Genomic DNA, 24,253 nt, shown 5'->3' on the forward strand with positions numbered 1-24,253 from the left:
CTGTCTCTGGCCCTCACCCCTTGTGTTCGTGTATGGGCGGATAGGAAGTGAAGATCTGGTGACGGTCGTGCTGGGAGGATCTTCCGTAGATCGCAAGTTTGCAGGAAGCAATCATGGATATCCGTGGAAAGAAGTTTGTTGTGGTCGGCGGCGCCGGCCTAATTGGGTCTCACACAATCGACCGATTACTCACCCATGATGTGGGCGAGATTATAATCTATGATAACTTCGTTCGAGGTAGCCGCGAGAACCTTGAAAGGGCGCAGACCGATCCGCGCGTATCGATCTATGATATTGGCGGCGACGTAATGCAAGCTGACATTTTGCAGTCGGCTTTCGAAGGGGCAGATGGGGTCTTTCACCTCGCGGCCTTGTGGTTGCTACAATGCCATGAATTTCCGCGGACTGCTTTCGACGTCAACATACGCGGCACGTTCAATGTAATGGAAGCCTGTGTAGCAAAGGGTGTGAAACGCCTGGTCTGGTCGTCCTCTGCGTCGGTATATGGAGACGCCGTTGAGGAGCCGATGACCGAGGATCATCCCTATAACAATAAGAACTTTTACGGTGCGACCAAGATCGCGGGCGAGGCTATGATGCGAGCGTTCCATCATCGCTACGGCCTCGATTTTGTCGGGCTGCGCTACATGAATGTCTACGGGCCACGTCAGGACTATCATGGTGCCTACATCGCGGTGATCATGAAAATGCTTGATGCGATTGATCGCGGTGAAAGCCCGACGATCATGGGCGACGGATCGGAGGCATTCGATTTCGTCGCAGTTGAGGACTGCGGCTTGGCAAATGTGCGTGCGATGCAATCGGACGCGACGGACGAATTCTACAACGTCGGCACCGGGAAGAGAACTTCGCTCAAAGAGCTGGCCGAGTTGTTGATCCAGATCACTGGATCGAACCAGCCGATCAAGTATGCTGAACGTAGCCAAGCCACACTGGTACGTAATCGCATTGGCTCGCCGGTCAAAGCCGCGCAACAAATCGGCTTCACGTCGGAGGTCGAGTTGCGTGAGGGGCTGGAGCGGCTCATCGCTTGGAGGGCTGAACACAAGGCCGAGGTTGAGATGCGTCGCAAAGCGGTTGGGCTTGCGTGATGAGCGAGAAGATGAATATTCCCATCGCCCGGACCGCTCTGACAGAGGCAGAGATCAACAGCGTACTGGCTCCTCTTCAGTCGGGCTGGCTGGTCCAGGGGCCGCAGGTCCGGGCTTTCGAGGACGCATGGTCGGGCTTTACTGGGGCGGAGCATTCCGTTGCAGTGACATCCTGCACCACGGCGCTTCACCTGTCACTCGCAGCGTTGGGATTTGGGCGGGGTGATGAGGCAATCGTGCCTGCGCTTACGTGGATATCGACAGCGAACGTCGTAGAGCATCTGGGTGGCACGGTGAAGTTCTGCGATATTGATCCAGTGACCTTTAACATGGACATGGATTTGGCCGCATCGCTTGTCGGCCCCAAGACGCGTGCAATCCTGCCAGTGCACTTGTTCGGGCTGCCGGTGAATATGTCAGCAGTGGATGCGCTAGCTCAGAAGCATGAGCTCTTGGTGGTTGAGGATGCGGCCTGTGGTTTTGGTAGCCGGATCGACGGTCGACATGTCGGTTCCTACGGAAATCCGGGCTGTTTCAGCTTTCATCCGCGCAAGGCTATAACGACCGGTGAAGGCGGGATGGTTACCGTCAACAACAGCGAGTTGGCGAACAAAGTCCGCCGCTTGCGCGATCACGGCGCAGCCGTGAGCGACTTGCAACGCCATCTCGGCGCTCGACCGTATCTTCTCGCCGATCATCCGGACGCCGGCTACAATCAGCGCATGACGGATTTTCAGGCTGCACTCGGTTGTGCGCAGATGAAGCGCGCCGCGGCGATCGTTGCTGAACGTCAGCGTCTTGCGGCGGTCTACGACGAGGCCTTCGCCGACCTCGAGTGGTTCAGAACCCCAGCGCATATTCAGGGCATGGAAAATGGCTATCAGAGCTATCCATGTATGTTTAGGCCAGCGCACCAGACGGCGGAGACCATCGCGATCATCAATGCTGAGCGAAACGCTTGGATGGATGATCTGTTGCGGAATGGTATCTCGACGCGCCCAGCGACCCATGCAGTCCACATGCTCACCTTTTACCGGGAAAAGTATGGCCTTCAGCCGGAGGACATGCCAAATGCTTGGGCAGCCAATGACTGCAGTATTTCCCTGCCGCTCTTTCACGGTATGACCGAGGCCGAACAGGCACATGTCATCAAGCACGTGCGCGCTGGACCCTCCTAATGTGCGGCATCGCCGGTTTAATTGATCTTACTGGGGCGCCTGTCTCGCCGATCACCCTGCAGCGCATGACCGATTCTATAGCGCATCGCGGTCCAGACGGCGAGGGAAGCTGGATCGATGGAAATGTCGGCTTCGGTCACCGCCGTCTCGCTATCATTGATCTTTCGCCAGCGGCCCATCAGCCAATGATCTCGACCGATCATCGTTTCGTGTTGACCTACAATGGCGAAATTTACAACTATCGCGAATTGCGCGCTGAGTTGCAGGCTGCCGGCTGTTGGTTCAGCTCGAAGAGTGACACGGAAGTAGTGCTCAATGCCTTTGCGCATTGGGGGACTGACGCCCTACTGAAGTTCAATGGCATGTTTGCGTTCGCCATCTTGGATCGCGCCGAAAGGCGACTGACAATCGCGCGCGACCGCTATGGTATCAAGCCAGTTTACTACGCTAAGCAAGGTGGCAAGTTCGCTTTCGGTTCGGAGCAGAAGACGATCTTGTCTCAGAGCGATTTTCGGCGCGAGATGAACATGCGCGCAACTCTCGAGTACTTCACATTCCAGAACATTTTTACCGATCAGACGTTGATTAAAGACGTACAGCTGCTTCCGGCGGGTCACTATGCGACGCTGGAGTTGAGCGAGCGTGGCGCCGACCTGTCCGTCACAAAATACTGGGATTATAAGTTCACCGAACCAACGGAGCCAATCGATCGTCAAGAATACGTCGATGAACTCGACCGCCTGTTTCGACAGGCGGTGAACCGCCAGCTCGTAAGCGACGTTGAGCTTGGCTCCTACTTGAGCGGCGGCATGGACAGCGGTTCGATCACCGCGATTGCGGCGAATTCCTTTCCCTATCTCAAAACCTTTACCTGCGGCTTTGATTTGAGCTCGGCGTCCGGCGTAGAGCTGGCATATGATGAGCGAGAACGCGCCGAGGCGATGTCGGCCCTCTTCAAAACCGAGCACTATGAGATGGTTTTGAAGGCTGGCGATATGGAGCGTTGTCTGCCGAGCCTCGCGCTTCACCTTGAAGAGCCACGCGTGGGCCAGAGCTATCCGAACTTCTATGCGGCGAAGCTCGCCAGCAAATTCGTGAAGGTGGTTTTGTCAGGTAGCGGAGGCGACGAACTCTTCGGCGGATATCCCTGGCGGTACTATCGAGCGGTCGGGGCTCAGGGTTTTGAGGAGTACATCGACAAATACTACCAATTCTGGAGTAGGTTAATACCGAACTCGATGTTGGCGAGGGTCTTTGCTCCTGTCGCGGATCAAGTCGAAGGGGTTTGGACGCGTGACATCTTCCGTGACGTATTCCTGAGCCATGACAACGAGTTGTCCAGCCCCGAAGACTACATAAACCATTCGCTTTACTTCGAGGCCAAGACATTCTTGCATGGTCTTTTCGTTGTCGAAGACAAGCTCAGCATGGCACATGGTCTCGAAAGCCGTGTGCCCTTCATGGACAACGACCTCGTCGACTTTGCAATGCGGTGTCCAGTGGGCTTGAAGCTCAATAGTCTAGCTGATGTTGTAAAGATGAATGAGAATGATGTTGGCCGTAAGACGCAACGCTATTTCCATAAGACCAGTGATGGCAAACAGATTCTGCGGGACATGATGTCCCGATATATTCCTGACAGTGTGACGGCCGCGGCCAAGCAAGGCTTCTCATCGCCAGACGCAAGCTGGTTCAAGGGTGAGAGTATCGACTTTGTGCGCCGTACCCTGCTTGAGAACGATGCAGCGATCTACCAGTTCATGGCTCGCGGGCCAGTGGAGGACTTGATCAACGACCACCTGAGCAGTAGGGAGAACCGACGATTGCTCATATGGTCATTGCTCTATATCGAAGCATGGTTTCAGGAAACAATGAGTTGACGGATGCGCGTTGCGTGCTGTCCAGTTGAGGTGCGGGCTCGCCAAGATGCATTTTTCTAGCCGGTCCGGCGAAGCTACTCTGCCAAAGACCTACCTACTTTTCGTTGGCTTACTGCCTGCGTCGCGAACATGGATGTAAGGTGTTTACACCGACTCATATTCAGAACAGTTTAAGCGCTGAAGATAAATCGAGGCGGGACTCGGCCTTCCAGAGTTGCCAACGCGGCTACAATGACATCATAAGAGTATCAGCGCGCCAGGTCGCGAGGTCTGGCGGATCTCTTGTGTCGGACACGGGGGTAGCCGGTGTCTATGTTGAGATTCGCGCAATCACCGCTCAGCGGCCCTGTGCAGGTCATATACCCGTGGATCAAAAAGCATATACTCTTCGCCACAGGTTTGATCGGAACCGCGCTTACTTGGGGCGCGATATCATGGATGCCCACTTGTACCGACCGCTGTCTCACCGGAACTTCAATCTCGCTTCTGCGAAGTCGGCACCAACGAATCTCAACTACGTGATCGGCCTCCAAGAGGCCGACGGACTGTACGACGTCTCAGTTTACGACACGGTCGAAGAGCAGGATGTGGATAGGCACCTGACCTTCAAAATGATCGGCAATGCTGTAGATCACATAGTTCAGATGACATGGCAGCCGACATCTCGTGGTAAGACATCGACGGTCGCAATGAGGTTTGCCGAGCGTTTCAAAAGTGTCGCAGCTTTCGCTAAGAAACGTCTGTGCACTTTCTTAGCGACAAAAAAATTGCGATTAAGGCAAGAGATCAGTCAGTCGAGCGATGTATGCTCGGTAGGATCGGTCGCAGAAGCGAAGTTCTTTTCGCCATCTACGGCGCCCTACTAAGGTGGCAGGGCCAATGAAAGTTTGGCGGCGGATTGCAACTGATACGCTCATCTACGGCAGCGCCGACTTTGTCTCCAAGCTGATTATTTTCGCATCGTTTCCAATTGTCGCCGCGCGATTGTCGACTGAGGTATTTGGTGTGTTCGAGCTCGTTATGAGCTTGACCAACATCCTCGGCCTGCTGGCGAATGTGGGACTGAACAATGCGGCCCAGCGTTACTACTGGGATGGCGAGACCGGAGAAGCGGGTCGGTCACGACTGGTCAGCACCGGTTTGTTGCTTCTCACATTTACGACGACAGGGATATCGGCGATTTTCCTTTTTGCTGCGCTGACAGTAGAAGCGAGCGACATAGTGAAGCTCGGTGCCTATGGGCTGTCGCTTCTCGGAGTGGGGGCCGCATTGGGGCTAATGGTGGCGATGCAGATCACGCAGTACATACTCGATGTGCTCAGACTTCAGTTTCGTCCGTGGCACTTCTTTACATTTGCGCTTATCGCGCGAGCAGGGGCTGCCATAGCGTTAGTTTTTGCGGTCGTTCTACGTGGTCAATCGCTCGATGGTATGTTCGTTTCGCAGTTCGTACTCGTTTTTCTGGCGCTACCTCTTGGTGTGTGGCTCATCCGATCTGATCTGACGCCCAGACTTGATGGGTCTTTCGTCAAACCGCTGCTTCAATATGGATATCCGTTCATATTTGTAACTTCCGCGTTCTGGCTAATGGCAAGCATGGATCGCTGGATGATCGCGTCTATGATGTCGGTTTCCGACGTAGGTCTGTACTCAATCGCAAGTCGATTTGCGACGATCGCGCTGTTTTGCTCGACGGCCTTCGGTATGGCGTGGAGTCCCTGGTCCATCAAGCTTCGGACCGACAGTCCAAACACCTACCGTCGTAGTTATGCGGGGCTCTTGGTTGCGATGCTCTCTGTCATGCTCTTTATTTGTACATCGGTCGCACTGTTTGCGTCAGAGATTCTGGTTTTCCTGATGCCAGTGGAGTATCACCTCGCGGCCCCCGCTTTCGTCTTGATCGTTCTTTCGGTCGCGATCCAGAGCAGTCATCACATTGCTGCAGTTGGTATATCATTGGAGAAAAGAACGCCGCTTCTCGCTCGGGTTGCGTGGATAGCTGTCGGTATCAATCTGGTGTTCAATTTGACGCTAATCGGTCCGTTCGGAATAGTGGGAGCCGCCTGGGCAACGGTTTTGGCGAATGTTGGCCTGATATGGGGCTATTTTCACTACAGCCAAAAACTGCATCCTATCCCGATCCGGTGGGGGTACTTGGCAGCCTTGGGCGCGATCTGGGGTATTGTTTGTGTGATCAGCTTGAATACTATGAATTATGATTTGAACATTACGGTCATCGGCGCGAAATCTGTTGGCCTTTTCGCTCTGGTTGTTGTGCTCATACCACTGGTGCGGGGACATGCGCGGCGTGTCGGCATCGACGAAGATGGAGCCGCGACGTGAGAATTTTTATCGGGTTGAGCGATGTCTCCGGATACTACTATCACCTGAGCAAGGGATTTGAAGACCTCGGGGTCCAAGCCAACCTGGTCACCCTAGTCGACCACCGTTTTGAGTACTCGGACAAAGTCGCAAAACGACCAGGTGGGGTCTGGCTACGTTTTGCACGCTGGTCGCTGACTAAGCGGCAACAGGCGACTGGTCAGGTAAAGGCAAGACTTTGGTTTGCGGTGATGCTCTTGGCCCGAGCCTTTCTGCTGGCATGGGCGATAGTTCGCCATGACGTTTTCATCTTGAGTTGTGGAAACAGTTTCTTCCGGTTTCGTGAATTCGTGCTCCTGAGACTTCTTGGCAAGCGCATTATCTATGTCTTTCACGGGACCGACGAACGCGCGGCCTTTCTCGATGGATTTGCTGAGGATATTCACTTGCCTGAGCAGTTCCGTACCGGATCGGGTTTTCTACCGCCCTTAGATCAGGTAAAGGACACCGAGACTCGTAGGGCTGTTTTGGAAGCCTATCGCAAGCTTACACTTCAAAGGCGCGCTACGGTGTTGGCGGTCGAGCGGCACGCCGACGTGATCATCGGTAATCCGGCCTCGGCTCACCATCATCAGCGCGCATATGTCAAGTTCTGCTACATCGGTCTGCCTTTCGCGCCAAATGCCAGTGCGCGTTCAAAGCACAATGATGGGACCGCTGCCGCCGGTCGTAAACTGATGGTCGTGCACTCTCCTTCTTATCCGCTGGGCAAGGGAAGTGATGAACTCCGGGCGTCTCTGGAACGGGTTTGCGGATCTTTGGATGCAATTGAATATGTGGAGATTAGAGATAGACCAAATCGTGAAGTGCTTGAGTACCTTGCACGGTGTGATTTTGCGATGGATCAACTATATTCTGACACGCCGATGGCAGGGTTTGCCGTTGAAGCGGCATTTTTTGGTAAACCGGCTGTGGTCGGTGGTTATTATGCCGACCATATCGAAAAAGACTATGATCCAGGGTTGATACCGCCAACCTCATTCTGCTTCCCTGAAGCGATCGATGCAGCCATTGAAAAGTTGGTGAAAGACGCTCACCATCGGCGCGAGATAGGGAATGCAGCACGAGAATTTGTCCAAAACCACTGGACGGCCCGGCATTGCGCTGAAAAGTACCTGAGAGTTATAGATAGCGATCCTCCTAAGGAATGGATGTGCGATCCAATGGATTGTCGCTATGTCGGCGGTATGGGTTTGCCAAGGGCGCGGCTGATCGAAATTATCCGATCACTGAATGACACCTATGGGCAGCAAGTGTTTTGTCTCGACGACAAGCCTGAGCTGCTGGCAGAGCTTCTTGCTCTTGCTTCCGCGTCACCCATTGGCCAAAAGAGCGCAAACATGGAGGGTGAATCGTCATGATAGCAGACAAGAGAATTGTCATCACTGGCGGTGCCGGTTTTATCGGCTCGACACTGGCTGGGCGACTTGCCGAGCGAAACGAGATTGTATTGTTCGATAATCTAACGCGCAACACGGTCAAGCATACTGGCGTTGCCGACCTGCCCACCGTTAGCTTGATGCAGGGTGACATTCTGCACTACGGCTCCATCCGTGAGGCCGTCGAGGGCGCCGACATTGTTGTACATGCGGCGGCGATCGCCGGGATCGATACTGTGATCAAATCGCCGATAAACACCATGGAAGTGAACATGATCGGTACGGCTAATGTGTTGCGGGCGGCCAGCGATGCGGGTGTGAGTGAACGCGTGGTGGAGTTTTCGACCTCAGAGGTGTTTGGGTCCATGGCCTATAGGGTCAATGAGGCAACTCAAGCCGTAGCTGGGTCCGCAGGAGAAGCGCGTTGGGTTTATGCGGTCAGCAAGCTCGCTGGCGAACATCTCACACATTCCTACCACCGCGAAAAGGGCCTCCCGACAGTCACTTTGCGCCCTTTCAATGTCTATGGACCGGGTCAGACCGGCGAAGGGGCGATCCAAATCTTCATTCGCAAGGCGTTAGCGGGTGAGCCAATTTCAATCTACGGCGACGGCACGCAAATCCGAGCCTGGTGCTTCGTCGACGATATGGTCGATGCACTGATGCTTGCAGTCGAGCACCCTGCAGCTGTCGGCGAGTCCTTCAATATTGGCAATGCCCGTGCCGTAACTACCATCTTCGGTCTGGCCGAGGCGGTATGCCGCGTGCTCAACTCCAAATCCGAGATTATCTTCAAGCCGCCTCTATCTGCAGATATCGAGTTGCGGATTCCCGAAACTCAAAAAGCCGAAGCCTTGCTTGGTTACAAAGCAAAGGTCGATCTTGAAGGGGGTATTCGCCGCACTGCGGATTGGTATCGGACCAAGGTGATCTGATACACGATGGCTCTGGTTCAACCTCTTATTCTGGTCGGTGGCGGTGGTACGGGTTCGGATGTTATGAGCCTCATCGAAGCCTGCAACCAACTCAACGATGTTCAGCGATATGAGGTGAGGGGGCTGCTGGATGATGGGGCTGAAGCGGGATCTTACCGGTTCGGAGTAAAGGTGCTAGGTGGGCTAGATCAAGGGGCCGAGCTCTGCGCGCAGGATCCGGACGTGTCGCTGGTCGACTGCATGGGCAGCCCAGACAACTACACCCGCCGGAAGGTGGTCTTGACCGATGCCGGGCTGGATCTTGGGCGCTTCGCTACGCTTATTCATCCACACGCGAGCGTGGCTTTCGACGCACAAATCGGTTCTGGTTCATTGATTTTTGCCAATGTGTCGATTCTATCAGATGTCGTTGTTGGGTCGCATGTGACCATACTTGCGAATTGCGTCTTGAACCACGGTGTCAGAGTCGCGGACTTTGCTATCCTAGCCAGCAATGTGTGTCTTTCAGGCGATGTGGTCGTGGGGTCGGCCAGCTATCTCGGTTGTGGTGTGAATGTCAAAGGGCGTATCAAGATCGGAGCGGGCGCGCTTGCAGGGCTGGGTAGTGCTGTGATCCGAGATATCGCTGATGGAGAAACGGTTGTCGGTGTTCCAGCGCGTCCGATAGCTCGCGTCAAATGAAAATTCTCGTCGTCAGCGGGATGTTTCCCCCGATCCAGACCGGCACAGCCTTTTATGCCCGCAACCTTGCCCAGGTCTTTCAGAAGCAAGGCCACGAAGTGACGGTTGTCGGTTTGCGGACTGCTGATCCTGTATCTGACAAGGCCGTCGCCGACGCGGCTGGTCTCAAGGTTCATAGGTTGCCGGCGTGGACATTGCCGCTGGCTGGGTTCTTCAAGTATTTTCAACTGAGTTCGTGGAACCCTCGGAACTGGTTACGGCTGCGTCGGATTGCGAGGGAATCGGACGCTCATGTCGTTTTGCTCGTGAATCATTACCTCGACATTGCATTCCCGGCTATTTTTGCCGCTCGGTCAATCAAGGTGCCATTGGTTTGCTCTGTCGGTACCCAGTTGCAATCTTTGAATCCTCGCCGAAACAAAATATTGAATATTCTTGATTGGATCATCTGCGGGCGACTGATCTTTCCGTTCTGCGCAAAGTTGATCGCGTGGGATTCTCAGATCCTCGCTTATCTTGAAGACGTTCAAGGCAGCCGCATTCGCCGCAAAACCGTGATCTTGACTTATGGGGCGAACGGAGACATCGATGCGCTTGCAAAGCGACCGCATACATATGACACGCCGAAAGTGATCCTCGGTGTGGGTGCGGTCAGTGAACAGCGGAGCTTTGTTCCGCTCGTCGCCGCCTTCTCGAAGATTGCTGACGAATTTCCCGACTTGACACTGCGCATAGTCGGTCACGTGTACTATGACGCCGCCAGGCGGCTTGCTAGGGAAGCGGGTTTAGAGGATCGTGTGATATTTCTGGGCGAACGGCCTCATGCGACCGTTCTTCAGGAGATGGAACAGGCGGACCTCTTTTATTCGTCGCTTACGGGAAAATATGTCGGTCTCGGTACGGCGACGATCGAGGCTATGCTTTTGGGTCTTCCAACCATGGCCAATGTGCCGCTTGATCTTCTGGGCCAACATAAGTTGGTTGATAAGGAACATCTCTTTCAACTGACGACCACCGACCCAGAACGCATTGCAAGTCGGTTGCGCGCCGTACTGCCTAATGTCGTTTTGCGCGAGCGTGTGGGTCACGGCGGCCGAGCCTTTGTCGCGACCCACATGGACTGGGACGCTGTGGCGCGGGATATGGTTATTGAATTCAAGGACATAATCGAGGCGCGCTCGAAATGACCACAGGCACAAAGTTTGGCTGGCTACAACGCCATCTTGTCACCTTGATCGGTCTGATGGTCAGCGCTGCGGCACTTGTACTGCTCGGACGAACGGTGACTTGGGCGGAAGTGGTGCGGGCACTCGTGGACGTCGAATTGGTGACCCTTTGGCCGGTTCCGTTCATCCTCCTCCTGGGGTTTGCATTACGTGCGCTCCGGTGGCAGGCCCTCATCGAGCATACACCAGCGATCGGCTTTAGGGGCTGTTTCAACGCGATGATGCAGGGTTATCTCTTCAATACGCTTTTGCCTGCACGCGCCGGTGATCTCGTACGGACACTCGAGTTGGCGCGCACACAACAAATGTCGCGAACCAAGGTTCTCGCGACATTGGTCACAGAAAAGATCGTGGATCTTGGCTCAGTGCTTGTTATCCTCTCCGGTGTTCTCCTAGCGTATCCGGCACTGCCGGACTGGTTGGGTGCCGCTGGTATCGTGATCGGGACTATATCGGGGGGGCTGTTGGTCGTGACTATAGCGCTTCATCTCGCAGGTGGTGATCGTCTAGTCGTCCTGACCAATACCGCTGGTCGCATTCTGCCCCCAGCGCTCGCTGTCCGCCTCGAACCGATGACGCGTGCCGGCCTTGAGGGCCTCAATCCCCTTTTCGCGCGAGCGCGTCTTGGGATCGTTAGTGTTTTGACCGGTGCGATTTGGTCAGTCGAAGTTTTTCTGGTCCATCAGGTGGCGCAAGCCTGTGGAGTCGATCTTTCTCTGGGAAATGCACTGTTCGTGCTTTTGGTCTTGGCGAATGTCAGCATGCTACCAGCATCGCCTGGAATGATAGGAACATATGAGTTTTTTGGAGTAATGGCACTTAACATCGTTGGAGTTATTGGCGCAAAAGCCGTGGTGACCATCGTCACGCTTCATGCCATCACAATCGCTGGTGCGGTTGTCATCGGAATAGTCTGCGTGGCTTTGCGGCCATCGACACCGAACGCGCAAGAGCATGCGTAGAAGAACAGATGACTAGGCGCGTCTTGATCACAACGGTTCTTTTGGCATGGATGGGAGCCGTGACGGTTTTGTTTGCTCTGGTCATGATACCCCGCGACAGTTCACTCATAGACATGCTACCCGACCCTATCCAGTCATTGCAAAGCGCTGTCTATGGCCTTTTCTACAGTCCATCGGTGCTATGGTAGTAGAGATGCAGACGGCCGGCGCCATCTCGGCGATTTGGAGTGTGGTCACGGTCCTCGTCTACGCGTTTTCATGTCTGGGTTTCGGATGGCGCATTGCTTGGGCTCTTGTGTATCGCGAGGACCGAACAGACGGTGTCGATCTTACGACGGCCTTCCTTCTCGGTATCGTGGTGAATGGTGCTTTCTTAACGCTTCTTGGTGTTATAGGACGCATTTGTTTGATGCCTGTCTGGATCCTGACGCTGGCGGGTCTGATCGTCGGGTTGCCAATGTTTTGGGGGCTGGCCAAGCGGCACTGGAGTGCCAGCTCTGTTTCTCTGGGACTAAAGCAACTGCCTTGGAGCGAAAGGCTTTTGTCGGGCGGAGTCATTATCCTCTCGCTGGGTTACGTGCTTACGGCCCTTATTACTCCACCGATCGGCGATGCTGAGGCCTTTTACATCAATTATGCGCGTTTGATTTCCGAGACCGGAAAGCTCACTGCAATGCCGGCCGGCTTCACGTTTTTCTCAACCATCAGCTTGCCGGGAGAGCTTCACTTTGCTGCGCTAATGACGATTGGGGACTTGGGTGCGGCAAAGCTGTTTGCAATACCGGTAGCCTTTGCTAGTGCCGTATTTCTAAGTCGGATTTGCAGCATTTGTGGCGGTGGTCCCACATCACGACTGGTGCTCGCTGTGATCCTTCTATCTTCGTCAACTTTTATGTTCTACGCGATTGACGGAAAGGTCGATCTCTTTGCAGCTGCCTTTGGGCTTGCGGCTGTTTATTGGGCTTTGCTCGCAACTTTAGAGAAGAGGCACGCGCGCATGCTTGTCTGGGTTGGACTAATGTCCGGTGCTGCGACTGTCTCAAAGTTCTCCTATCTTCCGACATTGGTTCCAACGCTGTTTGTACTTCTGATCTGGCGAAACTTGGACGGGCGGCATGGGACCCTTAGCCGTGCGTCTGTTGTCACCGGGATGGAGATTTTGCGGACATCAGTTTGGGCTACTCTTCCATGGGTGCCGCATCTGGTTAAGAACGCTGCAGTTTTTGGTGCGCCGCTGGCGCCATTCATCGGGGGGCCTCAAGACGGCGCGTGGTTAAATCAGGTATGGTTTGCCCCGGATGTTACAAACTGGATCCTCGCAACATATCCATTTGCCTTGGTATTCGGGCGTTACCCCATGATGGGCGGAAGTCTGTCTTTTGTTATGCTCGCATTTGCGCCGTTCATTTGGCTAGTTTGGAAGGAACTCGGCGAAGGTAGGCAGCTTTTGCGCCGCTTGGCATATGCAGGTTTTGCAGGGCTTGTGATATGGGTGGCTCTGCGTCCTTCGATCATCGCACCACGTTACTTCCTCGCAACCGTTCTTCTTTTCGTACCGGTTCTTGCGGTGGCGACAGAGCATTTCCTCAGACGATTTTCGGCTTACGGCGTACTTCGATTTGGAGTGATTTGCGTGATGTGGGCCGCTTTGGCGGGTTCAAGCTGGCACGTGCTTCCAACGTTGCGCGCGCTACCCGCCTATGCAGTTGGCACACTTGATCAATGTGCCATGGCGAGTGACTATTGCGCGCCACAGCGCCTGCTCGCAGAGAAAGGCACACCTCAAGACCGCGTCTTTGTTGCAGGATACTACACCTACTGGTTGCGCACGGATCAGCTTCTTTGTGGCCCAAACCTCGATGAGGCGAAGAGCGTGCATGAGGCGAACGCTCCCGTTAATAGACTGCAAGCCCTTGGTTTCAGATATCTGGTGGCCGATGGGAGCAGTCATGATCAAATACTTCGGGCAGCGGCAGCGAACCAAGATGCAACGTTGCTGATGCAGACTGGACAGATTTACCTCTTCGAGATCGAGCTGCCTGAAGACTCGAAACCAATCTGTCCGGGCGGACGGCCCAATACGTGGTCGCCTGCTTGGGCAAATTGATATGTCACGCTTCTTTCATAACAGATGTTTAACATGACCGGTCCAATAGTCTCCATTGTAATCCCAGCCTACAATCACGCTGATTATCTGGCAGGTGCTGTTGAAAGTGTCTTGGCACAGGACTTTACGGCCACACAGTTGATTATCGTTGATGACGGCTCGACAGACAACACGCCAGAAGTGCTCGCTGAGTTGCAGACCACCTACGGGACTGAACGCGTATACGTTATTCATCAGGAGAATGCAGGCCAAGCCAAGGCGCTTGAGGTGGGATGGGCCACAGCGTCCGGTTCGATCCTTGGATATCTAAGCGCAGATGACGGATTGGATCCGACCGCCGTGTCACATAGCGTCCAAATACTTGAGACCAATCCGAAGGCAGTCGCGGTGTATTGTAACTTCCGTTTGATCGATCCAGCGGGGCGGACAATCCGGACAATCGTCGCCCCAGATTTTGATATCAGAAAACTGATCGGCGACGTACAGTGCCTGCCGGGGCCAGGCGCATTCTTCCGGCGCGATGCCTATCTCGCTACAGGACCTTGGAATCCAGCGTACCGGCAAATGCCGGACTATGACTTCTGGTTGCGTCTTTGCATCAAGGGGCCCTTCGTCCATTTAGACGAGGCACTTGCGTCATTCCGTGTGCATGAAGAGTCGCAGACCTATGCAGCCGCAACACCCCAACAAGCCGCAGAGCCATTTACGATTATCCAGCGCTTCTTTGAGCGGCAAGATCTTCCTGATGAGGTGCGAGGATTGGAGACCCGCTCCAAAGCAAACGCTCACTTGTTAAGCGCGCAGCTTCATTTTAGGGCGGGTCGGGCAGGACCAGGGTTGTTGAACACAGGACTTGGGTTGCGTCACTACCCAAAGCTACTTATCGAGCGGCGCTTTTACAGGTTGCTGTTGAATGCGGCTTTTAATCGACGAGCACATCAAATCCTTTGGATGTTGCGTTCAGTCATTGGGCGCGACAGACGCGCCTAAGTCGGCTTGCGTCCTGGCATTGGTCGTAAGCTCGGTTGTCGGTTTTGAAAGAGTATGCCGCCAAATCGATTGCTGCATGTCATCAGCCTTACTAGTCTATACCTTGGATTGTCGTAGCCAGCCGCGCTTTGAGCTGCTTCCTGCCGTCGTCATGAGAAAAAACGCGGGCATCTTTAGGCTCAGAATTCTCGCCGACTATGTAAGGAGTATAGGCGATCTTGTTGCGCGCAGTGATCGTCACCGTCCCAACCCCAAAAGTGCCCACCCTCACGCGAAGTCGCGCATTCGTGTGATAAGTTCGGGCCATGGAGGGGCTGTGTATCCCGTTTGGGCGCGGAAGCGCTCTCCATTTAGCGAGCGATCAATGGAGAGCGCATCATCGGGGACAATCTTGATTGTCTTGCCGTACTTCTGCGCAATAAGTCTCAACAAGTCATATTTTGAGATCGGCTCCGCTGCAACATGATACACACCACGCAAGTCGGGTCGTGATAGGACATGGCGGTGTATAACTCCGGCCAACTCGACTGTCGGCAACCCTGAGAAGATTGCGCGAGTGAAGCCCTTGATCGCCCCTTCCTGAGCCAAGAACCAACCAACCAGCCCCGTAGCGCGGTTCAGTTCCGGACCGATGATTGAAGTCCGCAGAGTGATAGCATTCTCGTAGTCGACTTCGCCGATGAACTTGGATCGGCCATAGAGATCATTCGCGTCACTGGGATCCTTCTCCGAATAACTGCCTCGAGCACCGGAGAAAACACAGTCTGTACTCATATGTATCAACCGCGCGCCCACAAGGCTTGCAAGTCGGGCAAGGCGATGCGGTAGAAGCGAATTGATTGGCAATGCGACCAAGGGATCATTCGCATTTTCGAGCTGTTTGATAAGTCCTACACAATTGACGATGACGTTTGGTCTGAGCCGATCCAGCAATCCGACAAGCCTTGATTCGTCCAAAATGTCAACACCTGTCAGAACCTTGTCGTGCAGCGAAGCATCGAAATAGGAAAGCATTCCATTTGAACGGGCCGACCCCCATACTTCTAGTGATGCGTCTTTGCTCAGCTTTCGGAAAGTGACATGACCCAACATGCCGGACACGCCGAGTACCAATATCTTCATTTCGCCGTTTCCTTCGCCAGAGCGCATTGAGATCTATCGAGGGTTACCGACGGCTGCACACAACAGCCAATCATTGCGGAAAAGCTTTCATCAGTCTCGTCACAAAGCAAGGCAATTTGCGTGAACCCATTGAGTTTACGACAGACGTTTTGGTGAGGGGCTAGCACTGGTGTATGTCGATATCCAGTCCCGAAGTGCCACAGCTCCACTATGCCAAGGCTCCCTAGACCCTCAACGTGGCCATACTGCAGCGGAACAGAGCTACAATCAGCTCTCTGATGCCGCGATCAGCGATGGAAGCAGTGTTGGCAATTTCTCTGATGAGCGTTCCGAGGGAGGACGAGAAGGTTATAGTGAGCACCGATTGAGGGTTGGGTCGATGATCCATTTGAGAAAGAGCTCTTCTCTCTGATGTTAGAGAGAACGAATTTCGATCATGTAAGGAGGTCGACATTCGAGCACAATATGTCGAGATCAACAAATTTGTTCATTCTGGCAGCAGCGAATAGAGCACATCGATAATACGATCTTGGTCTGCTTCGCTTAGATAAGGATGCATAGGTAGCGAGAAGACCCTTTGTGCGAGATCTTCAGTCACTGGCAGTCCCTCTGGATCGATGGGAAAACCGCCATAAGCAGTCTGCTGATGGAGCGGTTTTGGATAGTAGATGCCGGTCGGTATGCCTTGCTCCTCTAGACCAGCCATAATCAGAGAGCGGTCGGCAGTGGTCTCGGCCTTCAGTGTATATTGCGCCCAAGCGGAGCGCAGACCGTCAGGTACAAAGGGTGTCGTGACAAGATTGCTGAGCGCCGACGTGTATCGATCAGCCACGCGCTGGCGCGCATCCAGTTCATCTGTAAAGATTGCCAGCTTTTCCAATAAGATTGCAGCTTGTAGGGTGTCGAGGCGCGAGTTCTGACCTATGCGCACATTATCATATTTGTCGGATCCTTTGCCGTGGACGCGTAACGAACGCAAGTGCTCGGCGAGATCGTCGTCGCCCGTGAAGAGCGCCCCCCCGTCCCCGTAGCAGCCCAAAGGTTTGGCTGGGAAAAAGCTGGTTGAAGCGACATCGCCGAGCGTGCCGGATGGTGAGCCTTTGTAGATGCCGCCAAATCCTTGAGCCGTATCGGCAAGGATCGGCATCTCGTGCGCGCAAGCGATTTCGGTGATCAAATCATAATCTGCCGGCAATCCGAAGAGGTCGACTGGAATAACAGCAGCTGGGCGCAATCCAATCTCCAAAACATGTGCTATGGCATGGCGCAGACTATCGGAGGCCATGTTGAACGTGCGTGGGTCGATATCAACAAAGACAGGTACTGCACCCATACATGGTACCACCTCCGCAGTGGCCGCGAAGGTGAAAGATGGTACAAATACTGCGTCGCCGCTTTGTACCCCCCACGCCATCAGCGCGAGCAGGAGAGCATCCGTACCGTTAGCGCAGGTTACTACATTTTTGGCACCCGAAAAATCTGCCAATGCCTCTTCGAACTCCACAACTTCTGGGCCCATGATGTAAACCCCATGATCAAGTACGGTTGCAATCCGCGAGTCGATCCGATCCCGGATTTGGTTTTGTTGTGCTGCCAGGTCAATGAATTGCATGTCGTGTCTCCTAGGGGCTGACATGTTCAAGTCTGTTACTTCTTCGGAACTGGGTATGTTCAGGAGGTCGCGACAAGGATAAGAACACCGCCGCGTTCTTCGTAGTGCTCGCCCGTTCGTGGACACATCAGATCATCGCCTAGTCTGTCACCCGAACGCGAGACCCATCCGATCTGGCGCGCAGGAACCCCTGCCATTAGGGCAAAGTCTGGAACATCCTTTGTCACAACAGCGCCGGCGGCGATCATGCAATAGGTGCCGAGCGTATTCCCGCAGACGATGGTCGCGTTTGCTCCAATCGTGGCGCCACGCTTAACCAGTGTGTCACTGAACTCGTTTTTTCGCTCTAAATGGGCGCGAGGCGTGAGTACATTGGTAAAGACGCAGGATGGGCCGCAGAACACGTCCTGTTCCAAAGTGACCCCCTTGTACAGCGCCACATTGTTTTGAATTTTGCAGCCGTCACCAATCGTCACACTCGGCCCGGCCATAACGTTTTGGCCCAGCGAGCAATTCGCTCCAATATGCGTGTGCGCAAGAATATGTACAAAATGCCAAAGCTTCGTGTTTGCCCCGATTGTCGCCGGTGCATCTACATAAACGCTTTCGTGAACCACGGCGTCGGGATGAATCCGAGCGGCCTCGCTCATCCGATCACCTTGGCCAGGTCGGGATGCTGCTCCCCCTTATGCAACTGGATAGGTGCAGTACGGATATGGGCGACCGTTTCGATGGACGGGCGTACGACGTCCAGGCCAAATCCCTCACCATTGAGGATGGACTGATAGCTGAGTGTGTGTAGATCAGTGAAGCCACCGGAGAACTCGATCTCTTCTCCATCGACAGTTATAGACCGATGAGTGGTCTGGCCGATAGGCGTGTGAGAGGGTAGGTGGTCACGGTTGATTGATAGGACCCAGCGAACCCGCGCGCGCTCCAACTCCAGATAGCCGCCCGCCGCGTCGTCGCCGCGATGATGTACGATACTTCTTGTCTGCGGACCAAAGACGAAGGCTAGCATGTCGTAGAAATGCACTCCTATGTTAGTTGCAATCCCTCCGGATTTGTGGACTAAACCCTTCCAGCTGGCATGGTACCACGCCCCGCGCGATGTGAAATAGCCTAGGTCCACATCCCAGATCTTGCCTGCGTCGGCTTCAGCGACCTTTTTGCGCAACGCGATGATTGCAGGGTGTAGCCGCAACTGCAGAATCGAGTTAACATGCTGACCAGTTTGCCTTTCGACTTCGATAAGATCGTCAAGATCTGACGGATCAAGTACCAGTGGCTTTTCACAGATTGCGTGCGCTCCAAAGCGCATTGCAGCGGCACAATGGCTTTTGTGAAGGTAGTTCGGCGAGCAGATGGCAACATAGTCCAGAGCGCGACGGGCATAGTATTCAGCCTGAAGGTGCGCATTGAATTGCTCGAACTCGGTGAAAAAGGCAGCGTCAGGAAAATAGCTGTCCATGATGCCAACGCTATCATTCACATCAAACGCGGCCGCAAGCGTGCCGCCTGTCTCTTTCATCGCTTTCAGATGGCGTGGCGCGATGTAGCCAGCAGCACCAATCAAGGCGTAGCTCTTCATCCCGAAAACTCCTTTACGCGCGCACAACATTGGCGGTGGGCGCGTCCCGGTATTTGCCGCGCGTATCAATGACAATTTTCGAATGCTTGGCAATGAGATCGTAATCAAAGTCGGTGTGATCGGTGAGCAGGATCACCGCATCCTGACTAGCAAGAACATCGCTGGTCAGCGGCTCGCTTTTGAGATCAAACTTGTGCTCTCGCATCACCGGGAAGACCGGTACATTTGGATCGCAATAAGAGACTTGGGCGCCCCAATCTCGTAGGATTTCCATCACAAAGACCGACGGGCTCTCGCGCATGTCGTCCACGTCGCGCTTGTACGCAATGCCGAGCGCGAGAACTCGCGCATCTTTCAGCGATTTCCCTGTTTGGTTGAGTGCACGGATCGTCTTATCCACGACATATTGAGGCATTTTGTTGTTGATCTCGCCCGCCAGCTCAATGAAGCGGGTATGCAGCCCATATTCGCGGGCCTTCCAAGTCAAGTAGAATGGATCAATGGGTATGCAGTGCCCCCCTATTCCGGGGCCAGGGTAGTACGGCGTGAAGCCAAACGGTTTGGTTGCCGCTGCGTCGATCACTTCGAAGATGTCGAGCCCCATGGCATCGGCTACGACCTTCATTTCGTTGACAAGTCCGATGTTGACTGAGCGGTGTATGTTCTCGAGTAGTTTGACCAGCTCCGCGGCTTGGGTCGACGACACGGAGACAACGCGGTCGATGAACTTTGAGTAGAGAGCCTCGCCTGCTCTAAGACAGGCGGACGTGTGACCGCCGACGACCTTCGGGATGGTGCGTGTCGTATAGTTGGCATTCCCAGGGTCCTCCCGTTCTGGCGAGTACACGAGGTAAAAATCAGTGCCTACGTCCAACCCAGCGCCCTCGACATAGGGAAGCAACTTTTCGGCAGTCGTTCCAGGCCAGGTAGTGCTCTCCAAGGTAAGCATCTGTCCAGCGCGCAGATAAGGTTTCAGACTGTCCATTGTAGAGAGAACGAAACTGAGATCAGGCTCGCGAGTTTCATTTAGAGGTGTTGGTACGCAGATGATAAGCGCGTCGCAGTCGCCTGCGCGCGCAAAGTCGGTTGTTGCTTCGAAACCGCCTTCTATCATGCTGCTGATTTGTTGGTTGGCTATGTGCTTGAATGGGCTTTCGCCAGCGTTCAACTGGCGCGCTCGCTCTTCGAGAACGTCAAAGCCGATGACTTTGAGGCCTGTTTCCACTATCCTTAGGGCCAAGGGCACGCCGACGTAGCCCAAGCCCAGAATGCCGACAACGGCAGAGCCATCGCTCACTCGGTCCGTAAACTCAGTCATGAGCATCTTCTCCGTTAGAACATACCTCGCATTTCGCAGATGCGTGACAGCACTGCAAGGGTTCGGTCCGCAAGAACAAGCGGCGTTTTTGCGATTGATCGTACAAGAGGTGAACGCCGAGGTTGCTTCTGTTTCCGCCAACTTTGGCAGGGTGGGGCAGGTCGAAATCGAGGTTTCAATCGCAGTGTAGGTGCTTTCTGGACGATTTTTGCGGAACTCCAGAGGATTGGCACGCAACGCGACTATGGCTGTGGAGTGAACACAATTGCCAGCTTGGCCGGTCGAAGCGGTTTAACCGTATCTAGAGAGTAAAACCAGAATATAGCAAACTGGAACGCCGCTCTCGGATGCCCTTTAGACGATCTTTGTCCTTTGGTGGCTGGATGAACGCGCACAAACCCAGATTTGAAGCTGCTGAAGAGACCCAGCAGAGATCCACTGAACTCGTTCAAATCCGATGGGTTCCAATACGAGGCGCACTTGAAGGCGGATTTAGGCTCTAGCTTGGACGGCCTTCCCCTTCGGCGACATTCATTCTTACCACCATCTTTCTTCAACTGATTGTTTCAACTTGGGTCCTGCTGACGCCGCATGTTGTTTGATGTCTGCTGGGGTATTTGCTCTCGGTCGGCGCAACATGCGTCACCAATTGTTCTAAATCGAGAATCTGGTGAAGTTAGGCGGTGCCATTGGTACGCCTCTGAAGTTGATGGCTCAAGGATCGTTGCGACGGTTTGCGCTATCTCAGTTTCATCATCTCTTCTCTGAATGCCTCGGTGGTCGTCTGCTATCCCGGGCACTTTCTGGGCGGGTGCGTCCAGGCGGCCGCAAATCGCCTTCGTATTGCGATTTGAGAGCGCCACCAACTGGGTGTCGCTTGGCAAGTATCGACGCGCGCGTTTGTTGAGGCTCTCGACCGGTCTTTTTTGCCAAGGCGCTTGGGGGTCGCAGAACCAGCTGTCGGTGCCAATGCCAGATTTGAGTTTCCGCCATGCGCGGAACTCAAAGCCAAGGCCGAAAGTGATCAACTTTCGGGCTGGCCGGGGGAGGGGTTCCATCACATCCATCAGCTTGTTCATGAAGTGCGTTGAGTTGCGGTCGTTGTTTCTGAACAGAACAGCATATCGCGTTTTCCTCTTCACCAGTCAGGCGACGTTCATTGGACGGTGGGCGCGCTCGAAGATCATCAGATCGCCTTCCCAGTCTCCGAAGACCTCGCGCGTCTTCACAGCTCAGGGCGTTGATGAATGGACCGATCCGGCGGGAAAACCTGGCCTCTGGGCCGTCTCGCGTAGCGCGGTCGCCGTTTCTTACGTCGGCTGGGAAGATAGCGCGCCAGTTCTTCGGATTGACTGTCAGCGCTGTAAACATAGGCATAGATCGTCTCGTGGCTGACACGGATCGGCTGACCATCATATCCGAGGCGGCCCGCGATCTGTCCCGGCGTCCAGCTGATCCTCAACTGCGCGATGACATGCGCGCGAAGATCATCAAGCCGGATCAGCTTGCGCCGACGCGCACGCCTGGCGTCGGCCGTTCGCTGAGCTGTCACGCCGTATTAGCCATTCAGTTCTGGCAACTCGTCATCTTCAAAACTGTTGCGCTTGATCTCGCGATACACCGTCGAGCGATGCCTGCCGATCAACGCTGCAATCTCGTTCACAGGCACCTTTGCGTGCAACATGTCTTCAATTGCGCGTCTCTCACGCAAATCCAGCTCTGTATGGGCCAATTCCATTCTCCTTGCTTTCCAGCAAGATGGGGGATTTGTCGCAACCCAGTTCAGAATGTGCGCCCGCTACACCTAGATCACAGATAATCGATCTTATGGTAAAAGACGGCCGGTGTTGAAGCGGCTCACCATGCCTTTGTGGACGATGAATAGAGCGACGCTGGCATTCCGACCTTCTGAGAAATGGCATCCACTGGACCAGGTTGACGCATGCGACACCTCGTAAAACGCGAAACTTTGCCATGGCCACTGCTTGTCTATCAATTGGCCTTCTTCGAGAAGCGGTTTACGCCGACCTTCGCAACCATCTCCGGACGGCGGAAGTAGACGGCGCGCCCGCAGCGCAGCGGGCGGCGGCCCTGGACAAAGACGAGCTGTTCGTCGGAGCGCATCTCCTGCAGGATCTCATGCGCCAGGATCAAGCGTCGCTTTTGGTCCGAGTAGTTGCGCGTGTTGGTGGCGCGTTTGCTGAACATGCTGGACTTGGATCGGGTCACAGTCTCCACTGTGTACTCGCCGCACATGTCCTGGCGTCGCGTACGATGGATCGGCAGTTGACCTACGTGGCGATGACGCGACACAGGACAGATGTGTAGCTCTATGCGGCGATGGACGAGTTCGCCGACACGCGGGCGGGTCGTCTGGTGGCGCACGGCGCGGCCTCCTTTGAGCACAACCCGCAAAAGAGCGAGAGCTACTACGTCAAGCTGGAACGCGCGAACGGCAAGCAGCACACGCTTTGGAGCAAGGATCTTGAGCGGGTCATGTCGGAGGCCGTGCTCCAGGTGGGCGGCGAGATCGCACTGCAGCACCTTGGGTCCACCCCTGTCACCCTGCCCGATGGTACGCGGACCCATCGCAACACGTGGACGCTTCGGACCGTAGACGAGATGGTCCATGCTCAGTTGGAAAACCGTTTGTCGCGGTCCGGCCTGAAGTCCAGCACGCTCGACTACGTAAACGGCTTCGATATCCAGAGCGCCATCGAATTTGGCGAGCGGCGGGGTCTCGCGTCCAAACAGTCCGTGCTGCGCAGTGTGCGCAACACCATCGCACGCCAGGCCAAGCGCCTCGCGGGCCTCGTGACCCGCCTAAAGGCTGTTGCGCAAGAAGTGTCCAGAGCGAGCGAATGGTTGATTGCGCCTATGGTTGAGGCGGATCGCGACGCTGCGAAGTTGGCGCGTGACCGTGCCTTGGCCTCGTCGAAAGCGGCGGAGGCTGAACGCGACCTGCAGGCTGCGACGGCAAAGGTCTTCCGAAACGCGGACGCTGCGATGGCGATGTTCCGTCAGCTGCTTGCAGAACCGCTCGACGCAGCGGATCGCATGGCCAGCCGAGTTCTCAAGGACCCCGAGAGTGTGGCCCCATTGCGAGGCGGCACGGGCCTGATGGCAGGACGTGCGGCCCGAGAGGAACGCGCGGCGGCGCTTGCCGCAATCCCGCCGCTGCGGCGGCGCATCGGCGACTATCGCGGGATGTTCGAGGCGATGGAAGCCCAGGAGCGCGGTGTTGAGAGCGAGCGCCGCAAGCGGCTTGGTGTCGGCATCCCTGCCCTTTCGCAAGAGGCGTCGTCCTTGCTCCGGCGGCTTGATGGCGCGGCGCGAGAGGGCGAAAAGGCTTTCGCAGCCGCGTTCGAACAAGCCGGGAAGGATGCTCCGGAGGTCATGGCACGGCTGGACGGCTTCCAGGCGGCACTCAGCAAGCGCCGGGGGCCGCTTGAGCGCTTCTTAGCGGGTTATGATGACTTTGCACCCTGAGAGGTCGCCAAGACCGACAGGACGCGCCTCATGGCCCATATCCCCAAGTTGCGGCAACTCAAGCGCGTCAAGCAAAGCATCGCAGAGCAACAAAGGTTGGAGCAGTCGCGCAACCTGGATTTTAGGCTGTAGTAGCTCTCCAGGGCATAAGCGAAAGAGCGCGAAAGGCGAGGCGCAATTTTAGGTGGCAAGCGCCCTCCACCGCTGTTAGGATTACGAGGGTCCTTGCGCGACATTCCGCCAACCCTACTCCTCTCTGTTATGACACAACTTGATTTCTCAGAGGATA

General features: G+C 54.9%; 22 protein-coding genes. 13 read left to right on the forward strand and 9 right to left on the reverse strand.

What is annotated here, in order from left to right; genetic code table 11:
* Nucleotides 1–113: 113 nt before the first annotated feature.
* From Q1A71_RS20215 to Q1A71_RS20270, 12 genes are all read left to right on the forward strand, one after another.
* A complete protein-coding gene (locus tag Q1A71_RS20215; protein ID WP_299680929.1) occupies nt 114–1,112 on the forward strand; it encodes an NAD-dependent epimerase/dehydratase family protein in 999 nt (332 codons plus the stop codon).
* Nucleotides 1,112–2,290 carry a DegT/DnrJ/EryC1/StrS family aminotransferase gene (locus Q1A71_RS20220; protein WP_299680932.1) on the forward strand — a complete coding sequence of 393 codons (1,179 nt, stop codon included), beginning with the start codon at nt 1,112–1,114 and terminating at the stop codon, nt 2,288–2,290. Before Q1A71_RS20215 ends, Q1A71_RS20220 begins: the two co-directional genes overlap by 1 nt.
* Nucleotides 2,290–4,170 (forward strand): asparagine synthase (glutamine-hydrolyzing), encoded by a 1,881-nt coding sequence (asnB, locus tag Q1A71_RS20225; protein WP_299680935.1) that lies wholly within the window; start codon nt 2,290–2,292, stop codon nt 4,168–4,170. Before Q1A71_RS20220 ends, asnB begins: the two co-directional genes overlap by 1 nt.
* Before the next feature lie 434 nt (nt 4,171–4,604).
* Nucleotides 4,605–5,036 (forward strand): hypothetical protein, encoded by a 432-nt coding sequence (locus Q1A71_RS20230; RefSeq protein WP_299680938.1) that lies wholly within the window; start codon nt 4,605–4,607, stop codon nt 5,034–5,036.
* 13 nt (nt 5,037–5,049) lie between these two features.
* Nucleotides 5,050–6,513, forward strand: coding sequence for an oligosaccharide flippase family protein (locus tag Q1A71_RS20235; protein WP_299680941.1), 1,464 nt, complete (start codon nt 5,050–5,052; stop codon nt 6,511–6,513).
* On the forward strand, nt 6,510–7,913 hold the full coding sequence (locus Q1A71_RS20240; protein WP_299680944.1) for a glycosyltransferase: 1,404 nt from the start codon (nt 6,510–6,512) through the stop codon (nt 7,911–7,913). Before Q1A71_RS20235 ends, Q1A71_RS20240 begins: the two co-directional genes overlap by 4 nt.
* On the forward strand, nt 7,910–8,866 hold the full coding sequence (locus Q1A71_RS20245; RefSeq protein WP_299680947.1) for an NAD-dependent epimerase/dehydratase family protein: 957 nt from the start codon (nt 7,910–7,912) through the stop codon (nt 8,864–8,866). Before Q1A71_RS20240 ends, Q1A71_RS20245 begins: the two co-directional genes overlap by 4 nt.
* Before the next feature lie 63 nt (nt 8,867–8,929).
* On the forward strand, nt 8,930–9,547 hold the full coding sequence (locus Q1A71_RS20250) for an acetyltransferase (RefSeq protein ID WP_299680949.1): 618 nt from the start codon (nt 8,930–8,932) through the stop codon (nt 9,545–9,547).
* A complete protein-coding gene (locus Q1A71_RS20255) occupies nt 9,544–10,734 on the forward strand; it encodes a glycosyltransferase family 4 protein (RefSeq protein ID WP_299680952.1) in 1,191 nt (396 codons plus the stop codon). The genes Q1A71_RS20250 and Q1A71_RS20255 overlap by 4 nt, the downstream gene beginning before the upstream one ends.
* A complete protein-coding gene (locus Q1A71_RS20260; RefSeq protein ID WP_299680955.1) occupies nt 10,731–11,735 on the forward strand; it encodes a lysylphosphatidylglycerol synthase transmembrane domain-containing protein in 1,005 nt (334 codons plus the stop codon). The genes Q1A71_RS20255 and Q1A71_RS20260 overlap by 4 nt, the downstream gene beginning before the upstream one ends.
* A 193-nt stretch (nt 11,736–11,928) precedes the next feature.
* Nucleotides 11,929–13,842, forward strand: coding sequence for a hypothetical protein (locus Q1A71_RS20265; protein WP_299680958.1), 1,914 nt, complete (start codon nt 11,929–11,931; stop codon nt 13,840–13,842).
* A gap of 33 nt (nt 13,843–13,875) precedes the next feature.
* Nucleotides 13,876–14,832, forward strand: a complete 957-nt coding sequence (locus Q1A71_RS20270) for a glycosyltransferase (protein ID WP_299680961.1) — start codon at nt 13,876–13,878, stop codon at nt 14,830–14,832.
* A gap of 267 nt (nt 14,833–15,099) precedes the next feature.
* Here Q1A71_RS20270 and Q1A71_RS20275 read toward each other — a convergent pair whose 3' ends face one another.
* The 9 genes from Q1A71_RS20275 to Q1A71_RS20315 form a co-directional block, all read right to left on the reverse strand.
* The gene (locus Q1A71_RS20275; protein ID WP_299680964.1) at nt 15,100–15,954 is read right to left on the reverse strand and encodes an SDR family oxidoreductase; all 855 of its coding nucleotides are present in this window, start codon (nt 15,952–15,954) and stop codon (nt 15,100–15,102) included.
* A 487-nt stretch (nt 15,955–16,441) separates the two neighbouring features.
* Complete coding sequence (locus Q1A71_RS20280) at nt 16,442–17,566, reverse strand: DegT/DnrJ/EryC1/StrS aminotransferase family protein (protein WP_299680967.1); 1,125 nt, start codon at nt 17,564–17,566, stop codon at nt 16,442–16,444.
* A gap of 59 nt (nt 17,567–17,625) precedes the next feature.
* Nucleotides 17,626–18,216: an acyltransferase gene (locus Q1A71_RS20285; protein ID WP_299680970.1), complete on the reverse strand. Its 591-nt coding sequence runs from the start codon at nt 18,214–18,216 to the stop codon at nt 17,626–17,628.
* Nucleotides 18,213–19,157 (reverse strand): Gfo/Idh/MocA family oxidoreductase, encoded by a 945-nt coding sequence (locus Q1A71_RS20290; RefSeq protein WP_299680973.1) that lies wholly within the window; start codon nt 19,155–19,157, stop codon nt 18,213–18,215. Before Q1A71_RS20290 ends, Q1A71_RS20285 begins: the two co-directional genes overlap by 4 nt.
* Before the next feature lie 13 nt (nt 19,158–19,170).
* Nucleotides 19,171–20,475 (reverse strand): nucleotide sugar dehydrogenase, encoded by a 1,305-nt coding sequence (locus Q1A71_RS20295; RefSeq protein ID WP_299680976.1) that lies wholly within the window; start codon nt 20,473–20,475, stop codon nt 19,171–19,173.
* A gap of 566 nt (nt 20,476–21,041) precedes the next feature.
* Nucleotides 21,042–21,617, reverse strand: a complete 576-nt coding sequence (locus Q1A71_RS20300; RefSeq protein ID WP_299680979.1) for an IS30 family transposase — start codon at nt 21,615–21,617, stop codon at nt 21,042–21,044.
* Nucleotides 21,618–21,700: 83 nt separating this feature from the next.
* Nucleotides 21,701–22,027, reverse strand: a complete 327-nt coding sequence (locus Q1A71_RS20305; protein WP_299680982.1) for a helix-turn-helix domain-containing protein — start codon at nt 22,025–22,027, stop codon at nt 21,701–21,703.
* 6 nt (nt 22,028–22,033) lie between these two features.
* Nucleotides 22,034–22,207 (reverse strand): helix-turn-helix domain-containing protein, encoded by a 174-nt coding sequence (locus tag Q1A71_RS20310; protein WP_299680985.1) that lies wholly within the window; start codon nt 22,205–22,207, stop codon nt 22,034–22,036.
* A gap of 260 nt (nt 22,208–22,467) precedes the next feature.
* Nucleotides 22,468–22,731 carry a type IV secretory system conjugative DNA transfer family protein gene (locus Q1A71_RS20315; RefSeq protein WP_299680988.1) on the reverse strand — a complete coding sequence of 88 codons (264 nt, stop codon included), beginning with the start codon at nt 22,729–22,731 and terminating at the stop codon, nt 22,468–22,470.
* A gap of 84 nt (nt 22,732–22,815) precedes the next feature.
* Between Q1A71_RS20315 and Q1A71_RS20320 the strand changes: the two genes are divergently transcribed.
* Complete coding sequence (locus Q1A71_RS20320) at nt 22,816–23,964, forward strand: BID domain-containing protein (protein ID WP_299680991.1); 1,149 nt, start codon at nt 22,816–22,818, stop codon at nt 23,962–23,964.
* Nucleotides 23,965–24,253 lie beyond the last annotated feature (289 nt).

This window comes from uncultured Roseobacter sp. (assembly GCF_947493125.1).
Lineage (GTDB): Bacteria > Pseudomonadota > Alphaproteobacteria > Rhodobacterales > Rhodobacteraceae > Roseobacter.